The sequence below is a fragment of the Serratia sp. CY84636 genome, from assembly GCF_052166245.1.
Lineage (GTDB): Bacteria > Pseudomonadota > Gammaproteobacteria > Enterobacterales > Enterobacteriaceae > Serratia > Serratia nevei.
The window spans coordinates 89,722-114,980 of the sequence record NZ_JBJNOX010000004.1 but is presented as its reverse complement, the minus strand read 5'-3'; the positions used below and the strand labels follow the sequence as shown (position 1 = coordinate 114,980).

Annotated in this window: 20 protein-coding genes and 3 tRNA genes; 6 read left to right on the top strand and 17 right to left on the bottom strand. The window is 60.8% G+C overall.

Going from position 1 to position 25,259, the window contains the following annotated elements; all coding sequences use genetic code 11:
• Positions 1-51: 51 nt before the first annotated feature.
• The 12 genes from nsrR to nnr form a co-directional block, all read right to left on the bottom strand.
• Positions 52-477, bottom strand: a complete 426-nt coding sequence (gene nsrR / locus ACJ8QI_RS14790; protein ID WP_015376391.1) for a nitric oxide-sensing transcriptional repressor NsrR — start codon at positions 475-477, stop codon at positions 52-54.
• 233 nt (positions 478-710) lie between these two features.
• On the bottom strand, positions 711-2,009 hold the full coding sequence (locus tag ACJ8QI_RS14785; RefSeq protein WP_025159583.1) for an adenylosuccinate synthase: 1,299 nt from the start codon (positions 2,007-2,009) through the stop codon (positions 711-713).
• Between the two features lie 98 nt (positions 2,010-2,107).
• A complete protein-coding gene (locus ACJ8QI_RS14780; RefSeq protein ID WP_004933666.1) occupies positions 2,108-2,308 on the bottom strand; it encodes a DUF2065 domain-containing protein in 201 nt (66 codons plus the stop codon).
• A 63-nt stretch (positions 2,309-2,371) separates the two neighbouring features.
• Positions 2,372-3,376, bottom strand: coding sequence for a protease modulator HflC (gene hflC / locus ACJ8QI_RS14775; protein WP_004933669.1), 1,005 nt, complete (start codon positions 3,374-3,376; stop codon positions 2,372-2,374).
• Positions 3,377-3,379: 3 nt separating this feature from the next.
• Positions 3,380-4,630 carry an FtsH protease activity modulator HflK gene (hflK, locus tag ACJ8QI_RS14770; RefSeq protein ID WP_038879209.1) on the bottom strand — a complete coding sequence of 417 codons (1,251 nt, stop codon included), beginning with the start codon at positions 4,628-4,630 and terminating at the stop codon, positions 3,380-3,382.
• Between the two features lie 68 nt (positions 4,631-4,698).
• Positions 4,699-5,979 (bottom strand): ribosome rescue GTPase HflX, encoded by a 1,281-nt coding sequence (gene hflX / locus ACJ8QI_RS14765; protein WP_004933675.1) that lies wholly within the window; start codon positions 5,977-5,979, stop codon positions 4,699-4,701.
• 98 nt (positions 5,980-6,077) lie between these two features.
• Positions 6,078-6,386: an RNA chaperone Hfq gene (gene hfq, locus ACJ8QI_RS14760; RefSeq protein WP_004933678.1), complete on the bottom strand. Its 309-nt coding sequence runs from the start codon at positions 6,384-6,386 to the stop codon at positions 6,078-6,080.
• Positions 6,387-6,500: 114 nt separating this feature from the next.
• Complete coding sequence (gene miaA, locus ACJ8QI_RS14755) at positions 6,501-7,442, bottom strand: tRNA (adenosine(37)-N6)-dimethylallyltransferase MiaA (RefSeq protein ID WP_442532745.1); 942 nt, start codon at positions 7,440-7,442, stop codon at positions 6,501-6,503.
• On the bottom strand, positions 7,435-9,318 hold the full coding sequence (gene mutL / locus ACJ8QI_RS14750; protein WP_442532744.1) for a DNA mismatch repair endonuclease MutL: 1,884 nt from the start codon (positions 9,316-9,318) through the stop codon (positions 7,435-7,437). Before mutL ends, miaA begins: the two co-directional genes overlap by 8 nt.
• A 22-nt stretch (positions 9,319-9,340) precedes the next feature.
• A complete protein-coding gene (amiB, locus tag ACJ8QI_RS14745) occupies positions 9,341-11,137 on the bottom strand; it encodes an N-acetylmuramoyl-L-alanine amidase AmiB (protein ID WP_442532743.1) in 1,797 nt (598 codons plus the stop codon).
• A 7-nt stretch (positions 11,138-11,144) separates the two neighbouring features.
• A complete protein-coding gene (tsaE, locus tag ACJ8QI_RS14740) occupies positions 11,145-11,615 on the bottom strand; it encodes a tRNA (adenosine(37)-N6)-threonylcarbamoyltransferase complex ATPase subunit type 1 TsaE (RefSeq protein WP_038879220.1) in 471 nt (156 codons plus the stop codon).
• A gap of 10 nt (positions 11,616-11,625) precedes the next feature.
• Complete coding sequence (gene nnr, locus ACJ8QI_RS14735) at positions 11,626-13,140, bottom strand: bifunctional ADP-dependent NAD(P)H-hydrate dehydratase/NAD(P)H-hydrate epimerase (RefSeq protein ID WP_084826949.1); 1,515 nt, start codon at positions 13,138-13,140, stop codon at positions 11,626-11,628.
• Between nnr and queG the strand changes: the two genes are divergently transcribed.
• Positions 13,139-14,278, top strand: coding sequence for a tRNA epoxyqueuosine(34) reductase QueG (gene queG / locus ACJ8QI_RS14730; RefSeq protein WP_060421876.1), 1,140 nt, complete (start codon positions 13,139-13,141; stop codon positions 14,276-14,278). The genes nnr and queG overlap by 2 nt on opposite strands.
• Positions 14,279-14,589: 311 nt before the next feature.
• Here the strand turns inward: queG and ACJ8QI_RS14725 are convergent.
• The 4 genes from ACJ8QI_RS14725 to orn form a co-directional block, all read right to left on the bottom strand.
• Positions 14,590-14,665, bottom strand: a tRNA-Gly gene (locus ACJ8QI_RS14725).
• A 54-nt stretch (positions 14,666-14,719) separates the two neighbouring features.
• Positions 14,720-14,795, bottom strand: a tRNA-Gly gene (locus tag ACJ8QI_RS14720).
• 66 nt (positions 14,796-14,861) lie between these two features.
• Positions 14,862-14,937 (bottom strand) — tRNA-Gly (locus ACJ8QI_RS14715).
• A 192-nt stretch (positions 14,938-15,129) separates the two neighbouring features.
• Positions 15,130-15,675: an oligoribonuclease gene (orn, locus tag ACJ8QI_RS14710; protein ID WP_130017348.1), complete on the bottom strand. Its 546-nt coding sequence runs from the start codon at positions 15,673-15,675 to the stop codon at positions 15,130-15,132.
• A 245-nt stretch (positions 15,676-15,920) separates the two neighbouring features.
• On the opposite strand from orn, the gene rsgA reads away from it, so the two are divergent.
• The 3 genes from rsgA to mscM all read left to right on the top strand — a co-directional run bounded on the left by rsgA (position 15,921) and on the right by mscM (position 21,301).
• The gene (gene rsgA, locus ACJ8QI_RS14705; protein ID WP_004929686.1) at positions 15,921-16,970 is read left to right on the top strand and encodes a small ribosomal subunit biogenesis GTPase RsgA; all 1,050 of its coding nucleotides are present in this window, start codon (positions 15,921-15,923) and stop codon (positions 16,968-16,970) included.
• Between the two features lie 76 nt (positions 16,971-17,046).
• The gene (asd, locus tag ACJ8QI_RS14700; protein ID WP_060440899.1) at positions 17,047-17,940 is read left to right on the top strand and encodes an archaetidylserine decarboxylase; all 894 of its coding nucleotides are present in this window, start codon (positions 17,047-17,049) and stop codon (positions 17,938-17,940) included.
• A 13-nt stretch (positions 17,941-17,953) separates the two neighbouring features.
• Complete coding sequence (mscM, locus tag ACJ8QI_RS14695; RefSeq protein WP_442532742.1) at positions 17,954-21,301, top strand: miniconductance mechanosensitive channel MscM; 3,348 nt, start codon at positions 17,954-17,956, stop codon at positions 21,299-21,301.
• Between the two features lie 68 nt (positions 21,302-21,369).
• On the opposite strand, the gene epmA is transcribed toward mscM, so the two are convergent.
• Entirely contained in the window at positions 21,370-22,347 is a 978-nt protein-coding gene (gene epmA / locus ACJ8QI_RS14690) for an elongation factor P--(R)-beta-lysine ligase (RefSeq protein ID WP_004929681.1), read from the bottom strand.
• A 385-nt stretch (positions 22,348-22,732) separates the two neighbouring features.
• Between epmA and frdA the strand changes: the two genes are divergently transcribed.
• Positions 22,733-24,529 (top strand): fumarate reductase (quinol) flavoprotein subunit, encoded by a 1,797-nt coding sequence (gene frdA, locus ACJ8QI_RS14685; RefSeq protein ID WP_038879239.1) that lies wholly within the window; start codon positions 22,733-22,735, stop codon positions 24,527-24,529.
• Positions 24,522-25,256, top strand: a complete 735-nt coding sequence (locus ACJ8QI_RS14680) for a succinate dehydrogenase/fumarate reductase iron-sulfur subunit (RefSeq protein WP_033648713.1) — start codon at positions 24,522-24,524, stop codon at positions 25,254-25,256. The genes frdA and ACJ8QI_RS14680 overlap by 8 nt, the downstream gene beginning before the upstream one ends.
• The last annotated feature ends 3 nt before the right edge of the window (positions 25,257-25,259 follow it).

Here is a 25,259-nt window from a genome sequence, read left to right as displayed (position 1 = left end):
CTCCGTTGTCATCAGCAGGATGACGTTGAGCCTTGTCTTCTCAACGTCGTTTTATTCGACAAGCAATAGCTTGTAGAGCGGCGGATTGTCTTCGACCATATCGGCCAACGTATGCTTATCCAGCTCTTCAAGGAAATTCTGTACGCCCTGTTGGAGCACCTGCTTCAGTCGGCAGGCAGGGGTGATGTGGCAAAACTCGCTGCTGCAGTTAACCAGCGCAAGCGGCTCCAGCGCCCGCACCACGTCGCCGAGGCGAATGCTCTCGGCCGGTTTGCCCAAACGAATGCCGCCATGCTTGCCGCGCACCGCCGTGACAAAACCGACCCGGCTCAACTGATTGATGATCTTCACCATATGGTTGCGAGACACGCCGTAAACCTCGGTCACTTCCGAGATACTGGTCATCTTGTCCTGCGGCAACGAGGCCATGTAGATCAACGCCCGCAGGCCATAATCAGTAAAACTTGTTAACTGCACATCTTACCTCTGGGTATCGTTTTACCCGTCTGATACGCCGCTTTTCGGCGCTATTCAAAAGATTACTCATTGGATAATAAACCAGCCGGAGAGTTCGTCGCTAATTATTTAGCGAATCCCGCGCCCTAAGGCGGGTTTATGAAAGGATTTTTTGACGTGAAACCGCAATCGGAGGGAGTCAGGATAAAAACAAACCGGGACACGCCCGGTTTGTTTACTGCCGCAAAGCCTGATTATGCGTCGAACGGGTCGCGCAGGATCATGGTTTCGCTGCGATCCGGGCCGGTAGAGATGATATCTACCGGTACGCCGGTCACTTCTTCGATGCGCTTGATGTAGTTCAGCGCAGCCTGAGGCAGCTTGCTGTGCTCTTTCACGCCAAAGGTGGTTTCGCTCCAGCCCGGCATGGTTTCGTAGATAGGCTCGATACCTTCCCAGCCTTCAGCCGCCAGCGGAGTGGTATCCACTTCACGGCCGTCCGGCATGCGGTAGCCCACGCAGATCTTCACTTCTTTCAGGCCGTCCAGGACGTCCAGCTTGGTCAGGCAGAAGCCGGACAGGGAGTTGATCTGCACGGCGCGACGCACCGCTACCGCGTCCAGCCAGCCGGTACGACGACGACGGCCGGTGGTGGCGCCGAACTCGTTACCCTGCTTGCACAGGTACTCGCCGGTTTCATCGAACAGTTCGGTTGGGAACGGGCCTGCACCCACGCGAGTGGAGTAGGCTTTCACGATGCCCAACACGTAGTCCACATAACGCGGGCCGATGCCGGAACCGGTAGCCACGCCGCCGGCGGTGGTGTTGGAAGAGGTGACGTACGGGTAAGTACCGTGGTCGATATCCAGCAGGGTGCCCTGAGCGCCTTCGAACATGATCAGGTCGCCACGCTTGCGCGCGCCGTCCAGCAGTTCGGAAACGTCAACCACCATGGCGGTCAGGATATCGGCGATAGACAGCACGTAGTCCAGCGTCGCCTGATAATCGACGGCTTCAACTTTGTAGTAGTTGACCAGCTGGAAGTTGTGGTAATCGACGATCTCTTTGAGCTTAACGGCGAAGGTTTCTTTGTTGAACAGGTCGCCAACGCGCAGGCCGCGACGAGCCACTTTATCTTCGTAAGCCGGGCCGATGCCGCGACCGGTGGTGCCGATCGCTTTCGCGCCGCGCGCTTTCTCACGCGCGTTGTCCAACGCGACGTGGTAAGGCAGGATCAGCGGGCAAGCTTCAGAGAGTAACAGACGTTCGCGTACCGGGATGCCACGCGCTTCGAGTTCACCCATTTCTTTCATCAATGCGTCCGGCGCCAGAACAACACCGTTGCCGATGATGCTGGTGACGTTTTCACGCAGAATACCTGAAGGAATTAAATGAAGGACGGTTTTTTCACCGTTGATTACCAGAGTGTGGCCAGCGTTATGGCCACCTTGGTAGCGCACAACATATTGAGCCCGTTCAGTCAGCAGGTCTACAACCTTGCCTTTACCTTCGTCACCCCATTGGGTGCCCAGTACGACGACGTTCTTACCCATTTTTCAAAATCACCGATTGCTTAAAAATGGATTCTACCACCGTAATTTTCGATTTTCAGCACTTTTAGCATACGATTGCATAAATTTTGGGCTAGACTTTAAAGACCCGTGCGGCCGCTCAACATGTAGTAGATCACGCAGCCCGCAACCACTATTCCGCCGCCAAATCGCCGCAGCGTCGCGTCCGGCAGTTGCGACATCGCCACAATCATTTTGCGCCAGGCCTGCGGAAACAGCATCGGCCCTAATCCTTCCAGCACCAGAACCAGCCCGAGCGCCAGCCAAATCGTTGAGTTCATGCATCCCCCAAAAACGAGAAAGGGCCCGCGTAAACGGGCCCTCGATCAGATTGCCTGCCGCGCTTACTTGCGCAGGGTATCAGGCGACTTCATGTAGCGGAAGAAATCGCTGTCCGGGCTCAGTACCAGCACGTCCTGGTTGTCCTTGAAGCTGGCTTCATAGGCACGCAGGCTGCGGATAAAGGCATAGAAGTCCGGATCCTGGCTGAACGCGTTGGCGAACAGCTTGGCCGCTTCGGCATCGCCTTCACCGCGGGTGATACGCGCCTGACGCTCGGCTTCCGCCAAGGTACGGGTCACCTCGTAGTCCGCGCTGGCGCGCAGCTTCTCGGCTTCTTCCTGGCCCTGCGAGCGCAGACGACGGGCTACCGCTTCACGCTCGGCGCGCATACGCTGGTAGATGGCGTCGGACACTTCCGCCGGCAGGTTGATCTGCTTGATACGCACGTCGATCACTTCGATGCCCAGCGCCGCCATGCTGTTCGGGTTCACCTGCGGCTGTTTGCCGGTGGTTTCCCGCTCAACGCGCGCCGCCGCAGAGGCGATAGCGTCATCGGCTTCGGTGGTCGCCACTTCTTCGCCGTCACCCACGGTGCCGGTGTTCAGCGCGTCACGCACGTCGGACATCAGCTTGCCGCGCGAGTCGGTCACGATGTCTTTCACGTCCAGGCGGCCGATTTCGGAACGCAGACGGTCGCTGAACTTACGCTTCAGCAGCACTTCGGCCTGGGAGACGTCACCGCCGCCGGTCGCCAGATAGTAACGGCTGAAGTCGCTGATGCGCCACTTCAGATAGGAGTCGACGATCAGGTCTTTCTTCTCGCTGGTCACGAAGCGATCGGCCTGGTTGTCCATGGTCTGGATGCGCGCATCCAGGTTCTTCACGGTCTCGATGAACGGGATCTTGAGGTGCAGACCCGGCGCATACACCAGCGGCTTGTTTTCGCCGTCGCGCAGAACCTTGCCGAAGCGCAGCACGATGCCGCGCTGGCCTTCCTGCACCACGAACAGCGAAGCGTACAGCACCACCAGCACCGCGAGGACAATAACTACAAAAGACTTACGCATTGATTACTCTCTCCCTACGCGAGTGGTGTCGTCACGCTGCGCATTCGCCCGGCGCTGATCCATAATCGAACCGCCGCTGGTACGCGGAGTGCTGCTGTTGGCAGCCGGCGCAGGATTCGGATTGAGGCGAATCAGGCTGGTATCCTTGTTGCCGCTCTCCGGCGCCGCGCCTTGACCGCGCAGCATCTGATCCAGCGGCAGCACCATCAGGTTGTTGCCTTTGTCGCTCACCAACACCTTACGGGTATGGCCCAGCACTTTTTCCATGGTTTCGATATACAGACGCTCGCGGGTGATCTGCGGAGCGGACTTGTATTCCGGCAACAGCTTGGCAAAGCGCGCCACCTCACCCTGCGCTTCCAGGATGGTACGGTCTTTATAAGCCTTGGAATCTTCCAGCAGACGCTGCGCCTGGCCGTTCGCACGCGGCTGAACTTCGTTGGCGTAAGCTTCCGCCTCACGGATGTATTGCTGCTCGTTTTCACGCGCGGCGATCGCATCGTCGAACGACGCCTTCACCTCTTCCGGCGGACGCGCCGCCTGGAAGTTGACGTCCAGCAGCGTGATGCCCATGTTGTAAGGACGAATGGTCTCTTCCAGCATGCGCTGCGTATCGTTACGCACCACGGTACGGCCTTCGGTCAGGATGCGGTCCATCGAGTATTTGCCGATCACGCCGCGCAGGGCGCTGTCGGTCGCCTGGCTCAGGCTGTCGTCGGCATTGACGACGCTGAACAGGTACGCTTCCGGGTTGGTCACGCGGTACTGCACGTTCATTTCCACGCGCACCACGTTTTCATCGGAGGTCAGCATCACGCCGGACGCCGCCAGCTCGCGCACGGATTCCACGTTCACCGGACGCACGTCGTCGATGAAGGTCGGCTTCCAGTTCAGACCCGGCTGCACCAGGTGGCTGAACTTGCCGAAACGCGTCACGACGCCGCGCTCGGCTTCCTTGATGGTGTAGAAGCCGCTGGCGGCCCAGATCACCACCACGGCCACCGCCGCGATACCGATAATGCGGCCGCTGAAGCCCGGACCAGAGGTGCCGGTGCCGCCGCTATTGCTGTTGGAGCCTTTGCCCCCGCCGAAACCGCTCAATTTCTTGCTCAGTTTGCGGAAGATATCGTCCAAATCAGGTGGCCCTTGATCACGACCGCCTTTGTTGTTACCGCCAGAGTTGCCGCCATTGTTATTGCTGCTCCCCCACGGGTCGCGGTCCTGTCCGTTATTACCGGGCTGATTCCACGCCATGTTTTAGCTCCATATTCTGTGATTGGGTACTTCAGGCTTTCGCGAAGCATAAATGTAACAGGATATGATCATACGATAAAGTCAATCAGGTCCTGTTCTTGCTTGCAGAGACGACGCCATTCGACGATCGGCATTCGCACCACCACGCCAATGCTACCGTCCTCTTCGTTCCACTCTTTTTCAATCGCCTGAAGCTGGTAAAAACGGCTGCGAAGACGGCCTGCCCGTGGCGGTAAGCGCAATTCGTAATGCGCGATCTCCCCCGATAAGCGCTCCGTCAACGCCTGATACAGCAACGGAATACCCTCTCCGCTGGCGGCGGACAGCCACACCCGGATCGGCAAGTTTTCGTCGTTGCGGTCGATACGCGGCACAAAATCGTCCAGCATATCTATTTTGTTCATCACTAACAGTGTAGGGATTTCATCCGAGTCTATCTCCGCCAGCACGGTGTTCACCGCTTCGATGTTCTCATCGACGCGCGGATCTGCGGCATCGATGACGTGCAGCAGCAGAGATGCCTGGCGCGTTTCCTGCAGCGTCGCCTTGAAGGCGGCCACCAGATCGTGCGGCAGGTGCCGGATAAAGCCTACGGTATCCGCCAACACGGTATCCCCCACGTCCGGCACGTCAATGCGCCGCAACGTAGGATCCAGGGTGGCAAATAGCTGGTCCGCCGCATACACCTCGGCAGACGTTATTCGGTTAAACAGGGTGGATTTGCCGGCGTTGGTGTAGCCCACCAGCGATACGGTCGGCACATCGGCGCGGGTCCGCGCGCGTCGGCCTTGTTCACGCTGCTTTTCTACCCGCTCCAGGCGGCGCAGAATTAAGCTGATGCGATCGCGTAACAGGCGACGGTCGGTCTCAAGCTGGGTTTCCCCCGGCCCGCGCAGGCCAATCCCCCCTTTTTGCCGCTCCAGGTGCGTCCAGCCGCGTACCAGACGCGTGGCGATGTGACGCAACTGCGCCAGCTCCACCTGCAGCTTACCTTCATGGGTGCGGGCACGCTGGGCGAAGATGTCTAAAATCAGCCCGGTGCGATCGATCACCCGGCATTCGCACAGGCGCTCGAGGTTTCTTTCCTGCGCCGGGGAAAGGGAATGATCAAACAGGACAACAGACGCGCCGCTGGCTTTCACCGCATCTGCAATTTCTTCGGCCTTTCCTTCGCCGACAAAGTACTTCGGATGCGGGGCTTTGCGGCTACCAGTCACCACTTGCAAAGCTTCGACACCGGCTGAGGAAACCAACGATTCGAACTCGTTGAGGTCTTCCGTATCTTTGTCTTGCGAGAAATAGATATGAACCAGTACGGCCTGCTCACCGGCTTCATAACGGTCAAACAAGCGTGCAACCTCTCAAACGGACACTCACCGTGAGTTTGGGGGACATAAACAGCCCGCGGCTGCTTATGCTCCCCGTCATGGTTGACTTGCAACGCGCTTTATTCAGCGTCATCGCTTTCCTGCTGCGGCTGTTGCTGCGCAGACGGATTGTTGCCATGGTGATAGTTGCTTGAACCGCCGCTCGGGTTGTTGCTGTGATGCGAAACCGGACGTGACGGGACAACGGTAGAGATAGCGTGCTTGTACACCATCTGGCTAACCGTGTTCTTCAACAGGATGACAAACTGGTCAAAAGACTCAATCTGGCCTTGCAGCTTAATACCATTCACCAAATAAATAGAAACCGGAACACGTTCACGACGCAATGCGTTCAGGAACGGATCTTGCAAAGATTGCCCCTTAGCCATTCTATCTTTTCCTTATTTGCTTGTTGTTTGTAACTAAGAACCTGTCGGCTCTAAAATAAACGACGTAAAAAATTTGCGCGCTGAATACTCAGCAATTGTACACAATCACCCAACCTATGCACTAACAACCTGTGTCACCGAGTCCAAAGCCTCTCCCGGCTTTTCACTGTCCAACCAATGGACCGACTCCCAACCCCGTAACCAGGTCATCTGGCGTTTAGCCAACTGACGTGTTGCGCAAATACCACGATAAACCATCTCATCGTAACTAATTTCACCAGACAAGTATGACCACATCTGGCGGTAACCGACACAGCGAATGGAGGGCAAGTCCGTATGCAAATCACCCCGTGCGAAAAGTGCACGCGCTTCCGTCTCAAAACCCGCCGCCAACATTTGATGGTACCGCAGCTCGATGCGTTGATGGATCAACTCACGGCTGGTCGGCGCTATCGCAAATTGGTGAACTTGATACGGTAACGATTCACCCGAAATTTGAGTCAGTTCCGTTAAAGTTTTACCCGAAATAAAAAAAACTTCCAGTGCTCTGGACAGTCTCTGCGGATCATTCGGATGAATTCTCAATGCCGCGACCGGATCGATCGCCTGTAACTGACGGTGCAACGCCTCCCAACCCTGCTCCGCCGCTTGCCGTTCGATGCGCTCGCGCACCGCGGGATCGGCAGACGGCAGCGGCGACAATCCTTCCAACAACGCCTTGAAATACAACATGGTGCCGCCGACCAGCAGCGGAATGCGCCCGGCGGCGGTGATGTCGGCCATCTCCTTCAGCGCGTCGGCGCGAAACTCCGCGGCCGAGTAAGCTTCGGCGGGATCGCGAATATCGATCAGCCGATGCGGCGCCTGCGTCAATTCTTCAGCGCTCGGCTTGGCGGTGCCGATATCCATGCCGCGATAAATCAGCGCGGAATCGACGCTGATCAGTTCCACCGGCAGGCGTTCGCGCAGCGCGATCGCCAGCGCGGTCTTGCCCGAGGCGGTCGGCCCCATGATGAAAATAGCCGGGGGACGTGGTGTCATTTCAGTTTCAGTCATGCTTGAGGGCCGCCAGTGCGGCCTGTAAATCAACGGGTTGTAAAAGTCCGCTCGGTGGCGATTTGACCAGTTGCGGGCAAAGTCGTTCAACGTCGGTCAGCAATTGTATCGCTTGCGAGGTGTTCCACTGTTCATGTTCGCTGCCAAGGCGGCGAGCGAGCCAGGTGGCCAGCACCGCGGGCGACATCTCCTGATGTTCGGCCAGATAGCCTAACAGTTCGGGTATCAGTTTTTGTAAATTTTGTTGGCGTAATGGTAAAGGCACTGCGCGCAGCGTCACACGGCCGTGATCCGCCTGCAGATCCAGCCCCATCATCGTCAGCAGCGCCTGATGCCGCGCGATGGCCGCCACTTCGCGCTTGTCCAACGTCAGCTTGACTGGGATCAGCAGCGGCTGCGGCCGCAGCCCTTCCGTCGGCGGGTTGAGCTGCGCCTGGCGCAGCCAGCGCTCGGCCACCGTCAGATTGAGCAACGCCGGCTGCTGGCGCTGTTCAATCAACGCGTAGCACGGCGGGTGGATCATCAGCACCCGGCCAAAACTGTGCTGGCCGCTCGCCAACGGCGTTTCCGCAGCGGCTTTCGCCGGCGGGAACAGCGGCGGCTTGCTCGAAACTTCCGGCGCCGCATCGGCCTGCGGCTCGGCGGCGGGCTGCATCAGCTTACCGTACAGCTCGCCTTCGCGTTTCTGGTAACCGCCCGCCGTTTGCCAACCCGTCTGCGGTGCGCGCTCGCGGGCGACGCCGGCCGGTGGCGGCGTTTCGCGACGCGGCGCAGGCTGAGAAAAATGGTTGCCGCCGGCGGCGACGCGGTTTTCCGGCTGCCAGACCGGCGCAGGCACTTCGTCAGGCGTTTCCGCCAGCGGCAGCGGCGGCGTCTGACCGGCCTGCTGCAGCACGGTGGTTACCGCCTGGTAGATAAAATCATGCACCAGCCGCGCCTGATGGAAACGCACCTCGTGCTTGGCGGGATGAACGTTGACGTCCACCTGGTGCGGATCGACCTCCAGATACAGCACGTAAGCGGGCTGCTGATCGTCCTTCAGCTGATCCTGATAGGCCTGACGAATGGCGTGATTGATCAAGCGATCGCGCATCATGCGGCAGTTGACGTAGCAGTACTGCATTTCACCCAGCTGGCGCGCCCCGGCCGGATCCGCCACCCAGCCGCGGATGCTCAGATCGCCGTGTTGCCAGTCGATGTTCAGCGCATGCTGCAAAAACGCCGGGCCGCAGATGCTGCCCAAACGGCGCTCGTGCTGGCTCTCTTCTTTCGCTGCCCGGTATTGGCGGATCGGTTTGCCGTTGTGGCTGAGGTTGATCGCCACATCGAAACGCGCCAGCGCGATGCGCCGCACCACTTCATCGATATGGCCGAATTCGGTTTTCTCGGTGCGCATGAACTTGCGGCGCGCCGGGGTGTTGTAAAACAGATCCAGCACTTCCAGCGTGCTGCCGACCGGGTGCGCGGCGGGTTTGACCGTCACCGCCTGCTCGCGCCCTTCGGCATAGGCTTGCCACGCCTCGCTCTGCTCGGCGGTGCGCGACGTCAGGGTCAAACGGGAAACCGAGCTGATACTGGCCAGCGCTTCGCCGCGAAAACCGAGGCTGACGATCGCCTCCAGGTCGTCGAGCGTGCTGATTTTACTGGTGGCGTGCCGCGCCAGCGCCAGCGCCAGATCGTCCTTGCCGATGCCGCAGCCGTTGTCGCGAATGCGGATCAGCTTGGCGCCGCCGCGTTCAATGTCGATATCGATGCGCGTCGCGCCGGCGTCCAGGCTGTTTTCCACCAGCTCCTTGACGACCGACGCGGGGCGTTCAACCACCTCTCCGGCGGCGATCTGGTTGGCAAGCTGTGGCGGTAACACCTGGATAGGCATGCTGACTCCTGTAGCGATGGCGCTAGGCCTGCGGAATGGTCAGCGTCCGATCCAGCGGCGCGACGTCCGACTTCAGATTATTGACCCGTTTCAGATCGCCGACGCTGACCCCGTAGCGAGAAGCGATGGAGGAGAGCGTATCCCCGCGGGCCACTTTATGTTTAGACGGCTTCTTGGCCGGCGTTTTCGCCTTGGCGACGATAGTGACGGCGGCGGTTTTCCCCGCCGGCACCTTCAGGCGTTGCCCCACCCACACGCCGTCTTTTTTCAGTTTGTTCAGATCCCGCAGCGCCGCCATGGTGGTGCCGTAGCTGTCGGCGATGCCGGACAGCGTTTCCGCCCGCTTCACCACGTGGATCTGGGTCTTGCCGCTTACGCTGCGGCTCGCGCCGGCCGAGCTAACGATAGGCTCAGGCTGGCGCACGTCTGGTGTTGAGGTGTTAACCGCCGCTGCGACGTCCAGCGGTCGGTTTTCCACCTTTGGGTCGGCTTGCAGCGGATGCGCCAGGAAGTAGCTGCGCAGGCCGTTATGAATGGCCTTGGCAATCTTCTCCTGATACGCGCTACTGCCCAGCAGCCGCTCCTCCGTGCTATTACTGATAAATCCGGTTTCCACCAGCAGCGAGGGAATATCCGGTGAGCGCAGCACGCCCAGGCTGGCGTGTTCCGGCCGGCGTTTGTGCAGCGATCCGACGCTCTGCAGCTGCTGCAGCACTTTCACCGCCACGTCATACCCGACGCGCTGCGAGTGGCCGAACTGCAGATCCAGCACCGCCTGGCTCAGGTAAGGGTCTGCCTGGCTGTTGGCCAGCAGATCGCCGGCGCCGCCGAGCAGTTCAGATTGCTTCTCATGCTGTTCGAGCCAGCCGGCCATTTCGCTGTTGGCGCGGCGATTGGACAGCACCCAGACGGAAGCGCCGCTGGCGCTGCGGTTCGGCGCGGCGTCGGCGTGGATGGAGACCAGCACGTTGGCGCCCTGTTTACGCGCAACGTCGGAGCGCCCCATCACCGAGATGAAATAGTCGCCGGTACGCGTCAGCACCGGTTTGAACTGCGGATCGGCGTCCAGCATCGCCTGCAGGCGGCGCGCAATGGCGATGGTGACATTCTTTTCTTTCAGCCCGCTCGGACCAATGGCGCCCGGATCCTGGCCGCCGTGGCCGGCGTCGATCGCCACCACCACCCGATCGCCGGAACCGGCGGAAACGCGGCTGCTGCGCGGCGTGACTTCGGTGGCGGTGCCTGCGACGACGGTCTGTTTATGGGTAAAGGGATTCGATCCCGTCGGCGCTTTGCGCAGCGGCGGCTCCGGCGCTTCACGCACCGCGACCGGCGCCTGACGCGGCGGTGGGTTGACCGCAACCGGCGCAGGCGTTTGCACCGGTGCCTTGCGCGCCACCGTATTGGCACTGCCTTCGGCCGTAATGGTGAACACCACGGTATGCACGCTGCCGTTCTGACGGGTGGCGACGCGGGTTTTGGCGCGCTGGGTCAGATCAAACACCAGGCGCACGCTCTGAGCGTCTTTCGGCGCGCTGGAGCGAATGCTTTTCACCAGGTTTTGGCCGCTGAAATTGAGCGGCAGACCGCCGACCTTGCCCTTCTGGTTAACGTCCAGCACCACGCGATCCGGGCCGTGCAGCGGGAAAAACGCGTAGTCCGGCGGGCCATTGAAGCTCACCGACACCGTCGCTTCACGCTGGGCGTTGGACACTTTGATATCGGACAGCGAAGACGCCGCCAGCGCGTTCAGCGCGCCGAGTGGCCCCAGCACGGCGATCAGCATGATGACCGCAAATTTTTTCAACACGTGCGTCATTGCGGCATCATCCCTGTGATCCATGAATGCGGTCTAACAGCTGGCTGCCGTAAGTGGAAATCGCCTCGATCTTCGCCTCTCGCCCCTCGCCCTGATAGCAAAGATGCAGCGCCAGATCCGGCTCCGGCAGCACGCCGGTGCCCTGTTGCGGCCATTCGACCAGGCAGATGGCGTCTTGCGCGAAGTAATCGCGAATGCCCATGAATTCAAGCTCTTCAGGATCGGCCAGGCGATACAGATCGAAGTGATACACCGCCAGCGGCTGCAAGGCATAGGGTTCCACCAGCGTGTAGGTTGGGCTTTTGACGTTGCCCTGATGCCCTAACGCCTGCAGGAAACCACGGCTGAAGGTGGTTTTACCGGCGCCCAGGTCGCCGTAGAGATAGATGACGCTGGCGCGATCGCAGGCCTTGGCCAAAGTGGTGCCCAAAGCGACAGTCGCTGCCTCGTCCGGCAGAGGTAAAACGAGTTCTTTCATTCGATAAAGTCTATTTTGCCCACTCAGGGTTAACGAAATGAAGGATGTCCGGCAGTAAATCGGTCGCCAACATGCCTCTTGTTCCTTGTCTTTCCGCTACGCGATCGCCGGCCGCGCCGTGTACGACGCAGCCCGCACAGGCGGCATCATACAGCGGGAGCTTTTGCGCCAGCAAACCGCCGATGATACCCGACAGCACATCGCCCATGCCGCCGGAGGCCATGCCGGCGTTGCCGACGTCGGCGATCGCCATCTGCCCCTGCTCATCGGCAATCAGCGTGCCGGCGCCTTTCAGCACCGCCACGCCGCCGTAGCGCGCCGTCAGCTTGCGCACGGCAAGTAAGCGATCACTCTCGATGTCGGCAGTGCTGCAGCTCAACAGCCGCGCCGCCTCTCCAGGATGCGGAGTCATCACGCGATTCTGCCGTTTCTCGGGATTTAATGCCAGCAAGTTCAGCGCATCGGCGTCCCACAAGGCCGGTTTATCGCTGGTTTGCAGCACGTTCAAGGCGTTTTTACCCCATTCAGCCTGGCCCAGCCCCGGGCCAATCACCAGCACATCCGCCCATTGCATCGCCTGCCGCAGCGTCGCCTCGTCCAGCGCCTGCGCCATCAACTCCGGCCGGGCCGCCAGCAGCGGTGCGACGTGTTCAATGTGAGTAAGCACTCGCACCAATCCCGCCCCGCTGCGCAGCGCCGCTTCCGCCGCCATGCGAATGGCACCGCCGAATCCGCGGTCACCGCCCACCAACAGCAGGCGGCCATGCTCGCCCTTATGGGCGCAGGGGCGGCGCGGATGCAGCCAGCGCGGCAACGCCTCGGCGGTAAGCCGCTGAATCTGTTCCGGTTGCTTCGCCAGCCAACCCGATAAGCCTAGCGCATTCTGATGAAGTTGCCCGACCCAGTCGCGCGCCTGGCCGGTCAGCAATCCCGGTTTGAGGCCGATGAACGTGACGGTGTGCGCGGCACGCACGACCGCGCCCGGCACCGCGCCGCTTTCCGCCAGCAGGCCGGACGGGATATCGAGCGCGACCACCGGCGCCGAATGGCGGTTGACGGCCTCGATCAGCGCGTCGTAAGGCGCACGCGGCGCGCTGCCAAGGCCAGTGCCTAACAGGCCGTCGATAATGAGAGAGACAGACGCCGGCCAGCGGCTGTTCGCCGGCAGAATATCACCGCCGGCGGCCAGCCAGGCCTGACGGGCCGCTGCGGCTTCCGGCGGCAAAGGCCGTGCGCCTTCGCAGGCGATCAGCGTCACCTGCAGGCCCGCCGCCTTCGCCAGGCGCGCCACCACATAGCCGTCGCCGCCGTTGTTGCCGTGGCCGCACAGCACCAGCCAGTGGTCGCGGGAGGGGTACGCGTTGCGCGCCAATGCGTAGGCCGCCTGACCGGCGCGCTGCATCAAATCGTAAAGAGAAATACCGAGCGAGGCCGCCGCCGCGGGTTCCGAGCGACGGATCCAATCCGCAGGCCAGACAGAGTGTGGTAAACTGTCAGCGTATGCTTTTTCACTGTGGCCCGTCATGACGCACCCCCTCGATCTCCATCAACTCGCCCAACATATCAAGCAATGGGGGCAATCGCTAGGATTCCAACAGGTTGGCATCTGCGATACCGACCTGAGCCTCGAAGAGCCGAAGCTGCAGGCCTGGCTCGACAAGCAGTACCACGGCGAGATGGAATGGATGGCGCGCCACGGCATGCTGCGCGCGCGCCCTCACGAACTGTTGCCGGGCACGCTGCGGGTGATCAGCGTACGCATGAACTACCTGCCGGCCAAGGCGGCGTTTGCCAGCACCTTGCAAAATCCGCAGCTGGGTTACGTCAGCCGCTACGCGCTGGGGCGCGACTATCACAAACTGTTGCGCCAGCGCCTGAAAAAGCTGGGCGATCAGATCCAGGCCTACTGCGGCGAGTTGAATTTCCGCCCCTTTGTCGATTCCGCGCCGGTGATGGAACGCGCGCTGGCCGCCAAGGCGGGCATCGGCTGGGTTGGTAAACACTCACTAATTCTCAACCGCGAAGCCGGGTCGTGGTTTTTCCTCGGCGAGCTGCTGATCGACCTGCCGCTGCCGGTGGATAAGCCGCAGGAAGAGCAGTGCGGCCGCTGCGTCGCCTGCATCACCACCTGCCCGACCGGCGCCATCGTCGCCCCCTATACCGTAGACGCCCGGCGCTGCATCTCCTACCTGACCATCGAGTTGGAAGGCGCGATCCCGGAGGAATTCCGGCCGCTGCTCGGCAACCGCATCTACGGCTGCGACGACTGCCAGCTGATCTGCCCGTGGAACCGCTTTTCGCAGCTCACCGACGAAGACGATTTCAGCCCACGCGCCGCGCTGCATGCACCGCAGCTGATCGATCTGTTCAACTGGACGGAAGAAAAATTTCTGCGCATCACCGAAGGCTCAGCAATACGCCGCATCGGCCACCTGCGCTGGCTGCGCAATATCGCCGTGGCGCTGGGCAATGCGCCCTACGAGGACGGCATTGTGCTCGCGCTGCGCACGCGCCTGGGCCAGGACGCCATGCTGGACGAACATATCCACTGGGCGCTGGCGCAACAGCTTGCCCGCCGCGAGGCGCAGGGCATCGAGGTGCAGACGGCGCAGAAAAAACGGCTGATACGGGCTGTGGAAAAAGGTTTGCCGAGGGACGCCTGACGGCATGCGCCGCGCGGCTATTTCACCGGATGTCTCACTCTGTGGATTTGTGCATAAAAATAAAAACACGTTGTCTTTCAACTGCAACAAAAAGAGCAAGTGATCGGCATAACGTTTTGGGATAAATAAATAAACTTATAAATCAAATAGATAAATATTTAATTTGTATGACGTTGATTTTTCAGGCAGGCGGGTTTATGTACAGAGGCTGTGGATAACTCTGTTTACAACATTTTTACCAGGCGTGTAAAACGGGACAAAAACCCGCGCCGGATAAGGCGTTGGATTTGAATTTGAAACGAAGAGAAAATTGGAGCGGGAAACGAGACTCGAACTCGCGACCCCGACCTTGGCAAGGTCGTGCTCTACCAACTGAGCTATTCCCGCATTGAGATGCTTTTGGCATCCGGTCACCAAACACTGGCGTGACCTTTGAATTTTTGGAGCGGGAAACGAGGCTCGAACTCGCGACCTCAACCTTGGCAAGGTTGCGCTCTACCAACTGAGCTATTCCCGCGTCGCATAGGTACTGCTTGATACTGCTTTATTTATTCATCATGCCGCATCGCGACATTGTTGAATTTGGAGCGGGAAACGAGACTCGAACTCGCGACCCCGACCTTGGCAAGGTCGTGCTCTACCAACTGAGCTATTCCCGCCCGGCGTATCGATGGTGGAACGTTACGAAATTCTTCATCGGTACGGGGTGCGCATTATACGAGAAATCCTTTTTGTCGCAAGCCCCTGAAAGCAAAAAAACGCGATTTTTGTTTGATTGCCGATTAAAGCGCCAGATTGGCGAATTAAGCGGCTAAAAACGGCGTTTTTTCCCCGCAGTGGCCGTCATCGCCTTAAAGCTGAATGAAATGTTCGCGGTAATAAGCCAGCTCGGCCACCGATTCGCGGATGTCGTCCAGCGCCTGATGGGTGCCCTGCTTCTTAAAGCCGGTGAGAATTTCCGGCTTCCAACGGCGCGCCAGTTCCTTCAAGGTGCTGACGTCCAGATAGCGGTAATGGAAGTAAGCCTCCAGCTCCGGCATGTAGCGGAACAGGAAACGGCGGTCCTGGCCCACGCTGTTGCCGCAGATCGGCGATTTGCCGGCCGGCACCCACTGCTGCAGGAAGGCTATCGTTTCCAGCTCGGCGGCACGATCGTCCTGGCGGCTGGCTTTCACCCGCTCCACCAGCCCGCTGCCGGTATGGGTGCGCACGTTCCACTCGTCCATCAAGGCCAGCTGCTCGTCGGATTGGTGCACGGCGATCACCGGCCCTTCCGCCAGGATGTTCAGGTTGGCGTCGGTGACCAGCGTGGCGATCTCGATAATGCGGTCACGCTCGGGATCCAGCCCGGTCATCTCCAAATCGATCCAAATCAGGTTATTTTCGTTTCCTGTCATGATGTTTCCTGCCTAAAAGCCGAGAGAAAAACGCTGTGCGGACGAGACGACGGGCGCCGCCGGTGGCGACGCGCCGCAGCCGGCGGCTAACAACGGTTATTTAATATAAAATAGCGTGTATCATAGTCTTTTTGGTCGCCCTGGGCGACATATACCCTGACGGGTTCAAGGCTGCACCCGGGGCAAGTCCCCCGCCGCAGCTGTGCGTATACGTAAAGGTATAAAACCGATTCAAGTGAGGCGCAGTGAGTAAGAACAAACTGTCCAAAGGCCAGCAACGCCGCGTGCAGGCGAACCATCAGCGCCGTCTGAAGCGCGCTGATAACAAACCGGAACCGGATGATTCCCAGCTGGGCGAGCCGCAGGAAGGCGTTGTCATCAGCCGTTTCGGCATGCACGCCGACGTTGAAGCGCCGGATGGCACTCAGCACCGCTGCAACATCCGCCGCACACTGCGTTCGCTGGTCACCGGCGATCGCGTGGTGTGGCGCCCCGGCCTGGGCACCCATGAAGGGGTAAAAGGCATCGTGGAAGCGGTGCACGAGCGCACCTCGGTGCTGACGCGCCCGGACTTCTACGACGGCGTGAAGCCGATCGCCGCCAATATCAATCAGATCGTCATCGTGTCGGCGATCCTGCCCGAGCTGTCGCTGAACATCATCGACCGTTATCTAGTGGCCTGCGAAACGCTCGAAGTCGAGCCGCTGATCGTGCTCAACAAAATTGACCTGCTGGACGCCGAAGCGCGCAAGCTGGTCGACGGCATGATGGATATCTATCGCAAGATTGGCTACCGGGTGCTGGAAGTTTCCAGCCAGACGCGGGAAGGCATGGCGGAATTCGAACAGGCGCTGGCGGGGCGCATCAGCATCTTCGCCGGCCAGTCGGGGGTCGGCAAGTCCAGCCTGCTGAATGCGCTGCTGCCGCCGTCCGAAGAGCAAATTCTGGTAAATCAGGTTTCCGACGTTTCGGGCCTCGGGCAACATACCACCACCGCCGCGCGGCTGTACCATTTCCAGCACGGCGGCGACGTGATCGACTCCCCGGGGGTGCGCGAGTTTGGCCTGTGGCATCTGGAGCCGGAACAAATCACCCGCGGATTTGTCGAATTCCGTGATTATTTAGGCGGTTGCAAATTCCGCGACTGCCGCCACGATACCGATCCCGGCTGCGCCATCCGCGCGGCGATGGAGAAGGGCGATATCGCGGAAGAACGTTTCGACAACTATCACCGCATTCTGGAAAGCATGGCGCAGGTGAAGGTTCGCAAGAACTTCACGGACGCCGCAGACTGACACTGACGGGCGGGCATTGACGACGGCGGAGCCCTCGTTACAATGCGCGCCCTTTACCCTGATTCACGAGGTTAACGTGCTGGATAGCATCAAGATTAAATTGCAATATTGGTTGCCGAAGCTGGCGCTGACCCGCCTGGCGGGCTGGGGCGCCGACAAACGGGCCGGCTGGCTGACCCAACTGGTGGTCAAGGCCTTCGCCCGCTTCTACCGCGTAGACATGCAGGAAGCGCAAAATCCGGACCTGGCGTCTTACGCCACCTTCAACGACTTCTTCGTGCGCCCGCTGCGCGACGGCGCGCGCCCGATCGTCGCCGACGCCAACTGGCTGGCGCTGCCTGCCGATGGCGCCATCAGCCAGCTCGGCCCGATCCGCGACGATCAAATCTTCCAGGCCAAAGGCCACCACTACAGCCTGGAAGCGCTGCTGGCCGGCAACTACCTGCTGGCCGAGCCGTTCCGCAACGGCCTGTTCGCCACCACCTATCTGGCGCCGCGCGACTACCACCGCGTGCACATGCCGTGCGCCGGCGTGCTGCGCGAGATGATCTATGTGCCGGGCGATCTGTTCTCGGTCAACCCGCTCACCGCCGCCAACGTGCCTAACCTGTTCGCGCGCAACGAGCGCGTGATCTGCGTGTTCGACACCGACATCGGGCCGATGGTGCAAATCCTGGTCGGCGCCACCATCGTCGGCAGCATCGAGACCGTCTGGGCCGGCACCGTCACGCCGCCGCGCGAAGGCATCATCAAACGCTGGACCTACCCGGCCGCCGGTGAAGAAGGCGCCATCGCGCTGGAAAAAGGCGCCGAGATGGGCCGCTTCAAACTCGGCTCCACGGTGATCAACCTGTTTACCGCAGGCAGCGTGCAGTTCGCGCCGCAGCTGCATAACGGCACCGTCACCCGCATGGGTGAGGCCTTCGCCGAGATCCCGGCCGCCGCTGAAACACCACAGACCCCGCTCTAAAGGAATCGACGCCGTGCGCCTGATCATCACGCTTTTGCTCGGTTGCCTGCTGTGGCAACCGGCGCTGGCCGCCCCCGTGCCGACCGAGAACCAGCTCAAACAGGAGCTGAAGCAGGCGGAAAGCAGCAAAAACGCGCCAAATCAGGCGGAGACCACCGAGGCGCTGCAAAGCGCCCTCAACTGGCTGACGGAGCGTAAAGAGTCGCAGACTCGCTCTGAACAGTATCAGAAGGTGATCGACGATTTCCCGAAGATGACGCAGGAGTTGCGCCGTCAGCTGGTGCTGGAAAGCAACAAGATCCTGCCGAACGGCGACGATCTGCCGGCCGCCGAGCTGGAACAGCAGATCCTGCAAACCAGCAGCCTGCTGCTGGAACAGGCGCGCCTGCTGCAACAAGAGCAGGATCGCACGCGGGAAATCAGCGATTCCCTCGGCCAGCTGCCGCAGCAGCAGACCGACGCCCGCCGCGCGCTGACCGAAGTGCAGCGCCGTCTGCAGGCGCAGCCCGCCAACCCGACCACGCCGTACGCGCAGGCCGCCCTGGCCCTGCTGCAGACCGAAGCCGCGGCACGCAAAGCCAAAGTGGACGAGCTGGAGCTGGCGCAGCTGTCGGCCAACAACCGTCAGGAGCTGGCGCGCATGCGCGCCGAGGTCTATAAAAAGCGCCACGAGAAAATAGACGTTCAGCTGCAGGCGCTGCGCAACAACCTCAACGCCCAGCGCCAACGCGAAGCGGAACTGGCGCTGGAAAAAACCGAGCAGCTGGCCGAGCAGAACGGCGACTTGCCAAAAAGCATCAGCCAACAGCTGCAGATCAACCGCGAACTGTCCGCCGCGCTGAACAGCCAGGCGCAGCGCATGGATCTGATTTCGTCGCAGCAGCGGCAGGCGGCGGCGCAGACGCTGCAGGTGCGCCAGGCGCTGAGTACTATCATCGAACAGGCCCAGTGGCTCGGCTCGTCGTCGGCGCTGGGGGAAACCCTGCGCGCCCAGGTGGCGACGCTGCCGGAGATGCCCAAGCCGCAACAGCTGGACGGCGACATGGCCCAGCTGCGCGTGCAGCGCCTGCAGTTTGAAAACCAGCTGGAAAAACTGTCGCAACGCGAATTCAAACGCGACGACGGCAGCGCGCTGACCAACCAGGAGCAGCGCATCGTCGATGCCCAGCTGCGCACCCAGCGCGAGCTGCTGAACTCGCTGCTGTCCGGTTGCGACACCCAAATCCTCGAGCTGACCAAGCTGAAGGTGGCCAACACCCAACTGATCGAAGCGTTGAACGAAATTCGCGACGCCACCCACCGCTATCTGTTCTGGGTGCCGGACGTCAATCCGATCAACTTCTCTTATCCGCTCAACGTGGCGCACGATCTGACGCGCGTCCTGTCGCTGGACACGCTGTCACAGCTCGGCGGCGCCTTCATGATGATGGTGACCAGCCGCGAAACGCTGATCCCGATCTTCGGCGCCCTGCTGCTGGTGATTTTCAGCATCAGTTCGCGCAAGCACTATCACGCCTTCCTCGAGCGCGCCAGCAGCCGCGTCGGCAAGGTGACGCAGGACGAATTCTTCCTGACGGTGCGCACCGTGTTCTGGTCGATTCTGGTGGCGATGCCGCTGCCGGTGCTGTGGGCCGCGCTCGGCTACGGCCTGCAGAGCGCCTGGAACTACCCGGTGGCGGAAGCGATCGGCAAAGGGGTGACCGCCACGCTGCCGATCCTGTGGATCTGCATGATCTGCGCCGCTTTCGCCCATCCGCAGGGGTTGTTCATCGTGCACTTCCGCTGGCCGGCGAAGCAGGTTTCGCGCGCCATGCGTTACTATAAGATGTCGATCTGGCTGATCGTGCCGCTGATCATGGCGCTGATCACCTTCGATAGCCTGAAAGAGCGCGAATTCGCCAACACCCTGGGGCGGCTGTGCTTCATCCTGCTGTGTCTGGCGCTGGCGCTGGTCACCCACAGCCTGAAGCGCGCCGGCATCCCGCTGTATCTGGATAAAAACGGCTCGGGCGACAACATGCTCAACAGCGCCTTCTGGGGGCTGCTGCTGTCGGCGCCGCTGCTGGCGGCGCTGGCCTCGACCGTCGGTTACCTCACCACCGCGCAGGCGCTGTTGGCGCGCCTGGAAACCTCGGTGGCGATCTGGTTCCTGCTGCTGGTTGTCTACCACATCATCCGCCGCTGGATGCTGATCCAGCGGCGGCGCATCGCCTTCGATCGCGCCAAACAGCGCCGTGCCGACATCCTGGCCCAGCGCGCCCGCGGCGAAGACGAAACTTCGCACACCCCAAACAGCACCGAAGGATCCATCGATCCGGACGATTCGGACTTCGATCTGGACACCATCAGCGCTCAGTCGCTGCGGCTGGTGCGTTCGATCCTGACGCTGATCGCGCTGGTGTCGGTGATCGTGCTGTGGTCGGAGATCCACTCCGCGTTCGCCTTCCTGGAAAACATCTCGCTGTGGGATGTGACCTCGACGGTGAACGGCGTGGAGACCGCCCATCCGATTACCCTCGGCGCGGTCCTGATTGCCATTCTGGTGTTGATCATCACCATGCAGCTGGTGCGCAACCTGCCGGCACTGCTGGAGCTGGCGGTGCTGCAGCACCTGGATCTGTCGCCAGGCACCGGCTACGCCATCACCACCATCACCAAGTACCTGCTGCTGGTGTTCGGCGCGGTGCTCAGCTTCGCCTGGATCGGCATCGAATGGTCGAAACTGCAGTGGGTGGTTACCGCACTCAGCCTGGGGTTGGGCTTCGGCATGCAGGAGATCTTCTCCAACTTCATCTCCGGCCTGATCATCCTGTTCGAGAAACCGATCCGTATCGGCGATACCGTGACGATCCGCAACCTGACCGGCACCGTCACCAAGATCAACACCCGCGCCACCACCATTTCGGATTGGGACCGCAAAGAGATCATCGTGCCGAACAAAGCCTTCATCACCGAACAGTTCGTCAACTGGTCTCTGTCGGATAACCTGACCCGTGTGGTGCTGACCGTGCCGGCACCGGGCGAAGCCAACAGCGAAGAGGTGACCAAGATCCTGATGAACGCCGCCGAACGCTGCTCGCTGGTGCTGGATAACCCGGCGCCGGAGGTTTACCTGGTCGATCTGCAGCAAGGTATCCAGATCTTCGAGATGCGTATTTACGCCGCCGAGATGGGCCACCGCATGCCGCTGCGCCACGAGATCCACCAGCTGATCCTGGCGGGCTACCGCGAGCACGGCATCACGCTGCCGTACCCACCGTTCCAGGTGCGCACCGAGACGCTGTCGCGGCTGACCAACAACGGCCGTACGCCGCCGTCTACGCCGGCGCCGAACACCAAGCGCGACGCCGGGGGCCTGTAAGCGGTTCTCACGATAAAAAAAGGGCCGGCAAATGCCGGCCCTTTTTGCTTGTCTTACCGCCTGAAACGTCAGGCGATCCCGACCGGGAAGGCCAACACGTCGCTCAGGCTCTCGGCGCCCAGCGCCAGCATCACCAGGCGATCCACGCCCAGCGCCACGCCGGAACACTCCGGCATGCCGTGCTGCAACGCCGCCAGCAGGTTATAGTCGATCGGCTGCTGCGGCAGGCCGCGCTCCGCGCGCTTGCGGTTGTCCTGCTCGAAGCGCTGCTGCTGCTCACGGCCGTCGGTCAGCTCGCGGAAACCATTCGCCAGCTCGATGCCCTTGAAGTACACCTCAAAACGCTCCGCCACGCGGTGGTCTTCGGTGCTGATCTCCGCCAACGCCGCCTGGCTGGCCGGGAAGTGGTAAACGAACGCCGGCTTTTCACGGCCGATATGCGGCTCCACGCCCACGGTGAACAGCAGCTGCAGCAGCGTATCGCGATCTTCTTCGGTATCGGCGATGTTGCTCAAGTCGAGTTTGGCCGCCGCTTCGCGCAGCTGCGCCTTCTCCGCCGACAGCGGATCGATGTCCAGATGGCGCAGGAAGGCCTGCTGATAAGACAGGGTCTCCGCGCTCTCGCAGTCCAGCACCTGTTGCAGCAGATCGTCCACTTCGTTCATCAAGCGGTACATGTCGTAGTGCGGACGGTACCACTCCAGCATGGTGAATTCCGGGTTGTGATGTCGCCCGGCTTCTTCATTGCGGAAGCTGCGCCCCATTTGGTAGATCGGGCCGCTGCCCGCCGCCAGCAGGCGCTTCATGTGATATTCCGGGCTGGTCATCATGTATAGCGTCAGGCCCTCTGCCGCCCCCGGCCCGACGAAACGCGTCTCGAACGGGAACAGGTGAACGTCGGTGACCGTCGCCTGGCTCATGGTGGGCGTCTCAACTTCCAGCACGCCACGATCGGCGAAGAAACGCCGGATCTCAGCCAGAATCGCTGCGCGTTTCAACAAATTGGCGATGGGTGCACTAGGCTGCCAGCTTGCCGTTTCGCTCATGGTAATTAACTCCGAAATCAAACAGGGGATGCAGTCTACTCGCATCCTTGCAGCCAAACAAATTCTTCACGATACACAACCGGCCATAACGCCAATTTCCGATAAATAGGCGGCAAAAGCGCGTTAAAAAGGGTAAAGCACGCCGAACACGCGAAAAGGCAGGCAAGCCTGTTGAGCGAGCGTTAATCGACAAAACAATCGATCATATCAAATTTCGACTACTTAACTTTAGGTATAGTTAATTCCCCATTATTGGTGGGAGATATCTATCCTTAACCTTTAAGCAACATTAATCGGTTCAATTAGTTAGCACCCGAAGAGTTCGCTAAATTTTAAGCATAGATATTTAACTTGCCGTTCTTAATAAGAACATTGGAGGAATGCAGTGCAAACCTTTAACGCCGATCTTGCCATTATTGGGGCCGGGGGCGCTGGTTTACGTGCAGCAATAGCCGCAGCGGAAGCCAATCCCCAACTGAAAATCGCGCTGATCTCTAAGGTCTACCCGATGCGCAGCCACACGGTCGCCGCCGAGGGGGGCTCCGCCGCCGTCACCCAGGATCACGATACCTTCGACTACCACTTCCACGACACCGTCGCCGGCGGCGACTGGTTGTGCGAACAGGACGTGGTCGATCACTTCGTGCATCAGTGCCCGCGCGAGATGACCCAGCTCGAGCAGTGGGGCTGCCCGTGGAGCCGCAAACCGGACGGGTCGGTCAACGTGCGGCGCTTCGGCGGCATGAAGATCGAACGCACCTGGTTCGCCGCCGACAAGACCGGCTTCCACATGCTGCACACTCTGTTCCAGACCTCGCTGAAATACCCGCAGATCCAACGCTTCGACGAGCACTTCGTGCTGGATATCCTGGTGGATGACGGCCAGGCGCGTGGCCTGGTGGCGCTCAACATGATGGAAGGCACCCGCGTGCAGATCCGCGCCAACGCGGTGGTGATGGCCACCGGCGGCGCCGGGCGCGTCTACCGCTACAACACCAACGGCGGCATCGTTACCGGCGACGGTATGGGCATGGCGTTCCACCACGGCGTGCCGCTGCGCGACATGGAGTTCGTGCAGTATCACCCGACCGGCCTGCCCGGTTCCGGCATCCTGATGACCGAGGGCTGCCGCGGCGAAGGCGGCATCCTGGTGAACAAGGACGGCTACCGTTACCTGCAAGATTACGGCATGGGCCCGGAAACCCCGCTGGGCGAGCCGAAGAACAAATACATGGAGCTGGGCCCGCGCGACAAAGTGTCCCAAGCCTTCTGGCACGAATGGCGCGCCGGCCGCACCATCGCCACCCCGCGCGGCGACGTGGTCTACCTCGATCTGCGCCACCTGGGCGAGAAAAAGCTGCTGGAGCGGCTGCCGTTCATCTGCGAACTGGCCAAGGCCTACGTCGGCGTCGACCCGGTGAAAGATCCGATCCCGGTGCGCCCTACCGCGCACTACACCATGGGCGGCATTGAAACCGACCAGAACTGCGAAACCCGCATCAAGGGGCTGTTCGCAGTCGGCGAATGCTCCTCCGTCGGCCTGCACGGCGCCAACCGTCTCGGCTCCAACTCGCTGGCAGAACTGGTGGTGTTCGGCCGCGTCGCCGGTGAGCAAGCGGCCCGCCGCGCGCTGGAAACCGCGCCGGCCAACGGCAGCGCGCTGGATGCGCAAACCCGCGACGTCGAAACCCGCCTGAGCAACCTGATGAAGCAGGAAGGCAACGAAAACTGGGCGAAGATCCGCGACGAAATGGGGCTGTCGATGGAAGAAGGCTGCGGCATCTACCGCACGCCGGAGCTGATGCAAAAAACCATCGATAAGCTGGCGGAGTTGAAAGAGCGCTTCAAGCGCGTCAACATCACCGACAACTCCAGCGTGTTCAATACCGATCTGCTGTACACCATCGAGCTGGGTTACGGCCTGGACGTCGCCGAATGCATGGCGCACTCCGCGTTTAACCGCAAAGAGTCGCGCGGCGCTCACCAGCGCCTGGACGAAGGCTGCACCGAGCGTGACGACGTCAACTTCCTCAAGCATACGCTGGCGTTCCATAACCCGCAGGGTGCGCCACGCCTCGAATACAGCGATGTGAAAATCACCAAGCTGCCGCCGGCCAAACGCGTCTACGGCGCAGAAGCCGAAGCGCAGGAGAAAAAGAATAAGGAGCAGGCAAATGGCTGAGATGCAAACCCTGAAGATCGAAGTCATGCGCTATAACCCGGAAAGCGACGCCGAGCCGCATTTCGTCACCTACGCCGTGCCTTACGACGAACAGACCTCGCTGCTCGACGCGCTGGGCTACATCAAGGACAACCTGGCGCCGGACCTCTCCTACCGCTGGTCCTGCCGCATGGCGATCTGCGGCTCCTGCGGCATGATGGTCAACCGCGTGCCGAAGCTGGCGTGCAAAACCTTCCTGCGCGATTACGTCGGCGGCATGAAGGTCGAAGCGCTGGGCAACTTCCCGATCGAGCGCGATCTGGTGGTCGACATGACCCACTTCATCGAAAGCCTGGAGGCGATCAAGCCTTACATCATCGGCAACGATCGCAAACCGGAAGACGGCCCGAACGTGCAGACCCCGGCGCAGATGGCCAAGTATCACCAGTTCTCCGGCTGCATCAACTGCGGCCTGTGCTACGCCGCGTGCCCGCAGTTCGGCCTCAACCCCGAGTTTATCGGCCCGGCGGCGATCACGCTGGCGCACCGCTACAACCTGGACAACCGCGATCACGGCAAGAAACAGCGCATGCCGCAGCTTAACGGCCAAAACGGCGTCTGGAGCTGCACCTTCGTCGGCTATTGCTCCGAAGTCTGTCCGAAACACGTCGATCCCGCCGCCGCCATCCAGCAGGGCAAGGTGGAGAGCGCCAAAGACTTCATGATCGCCATGCTGAAGCCGCAATAAGGG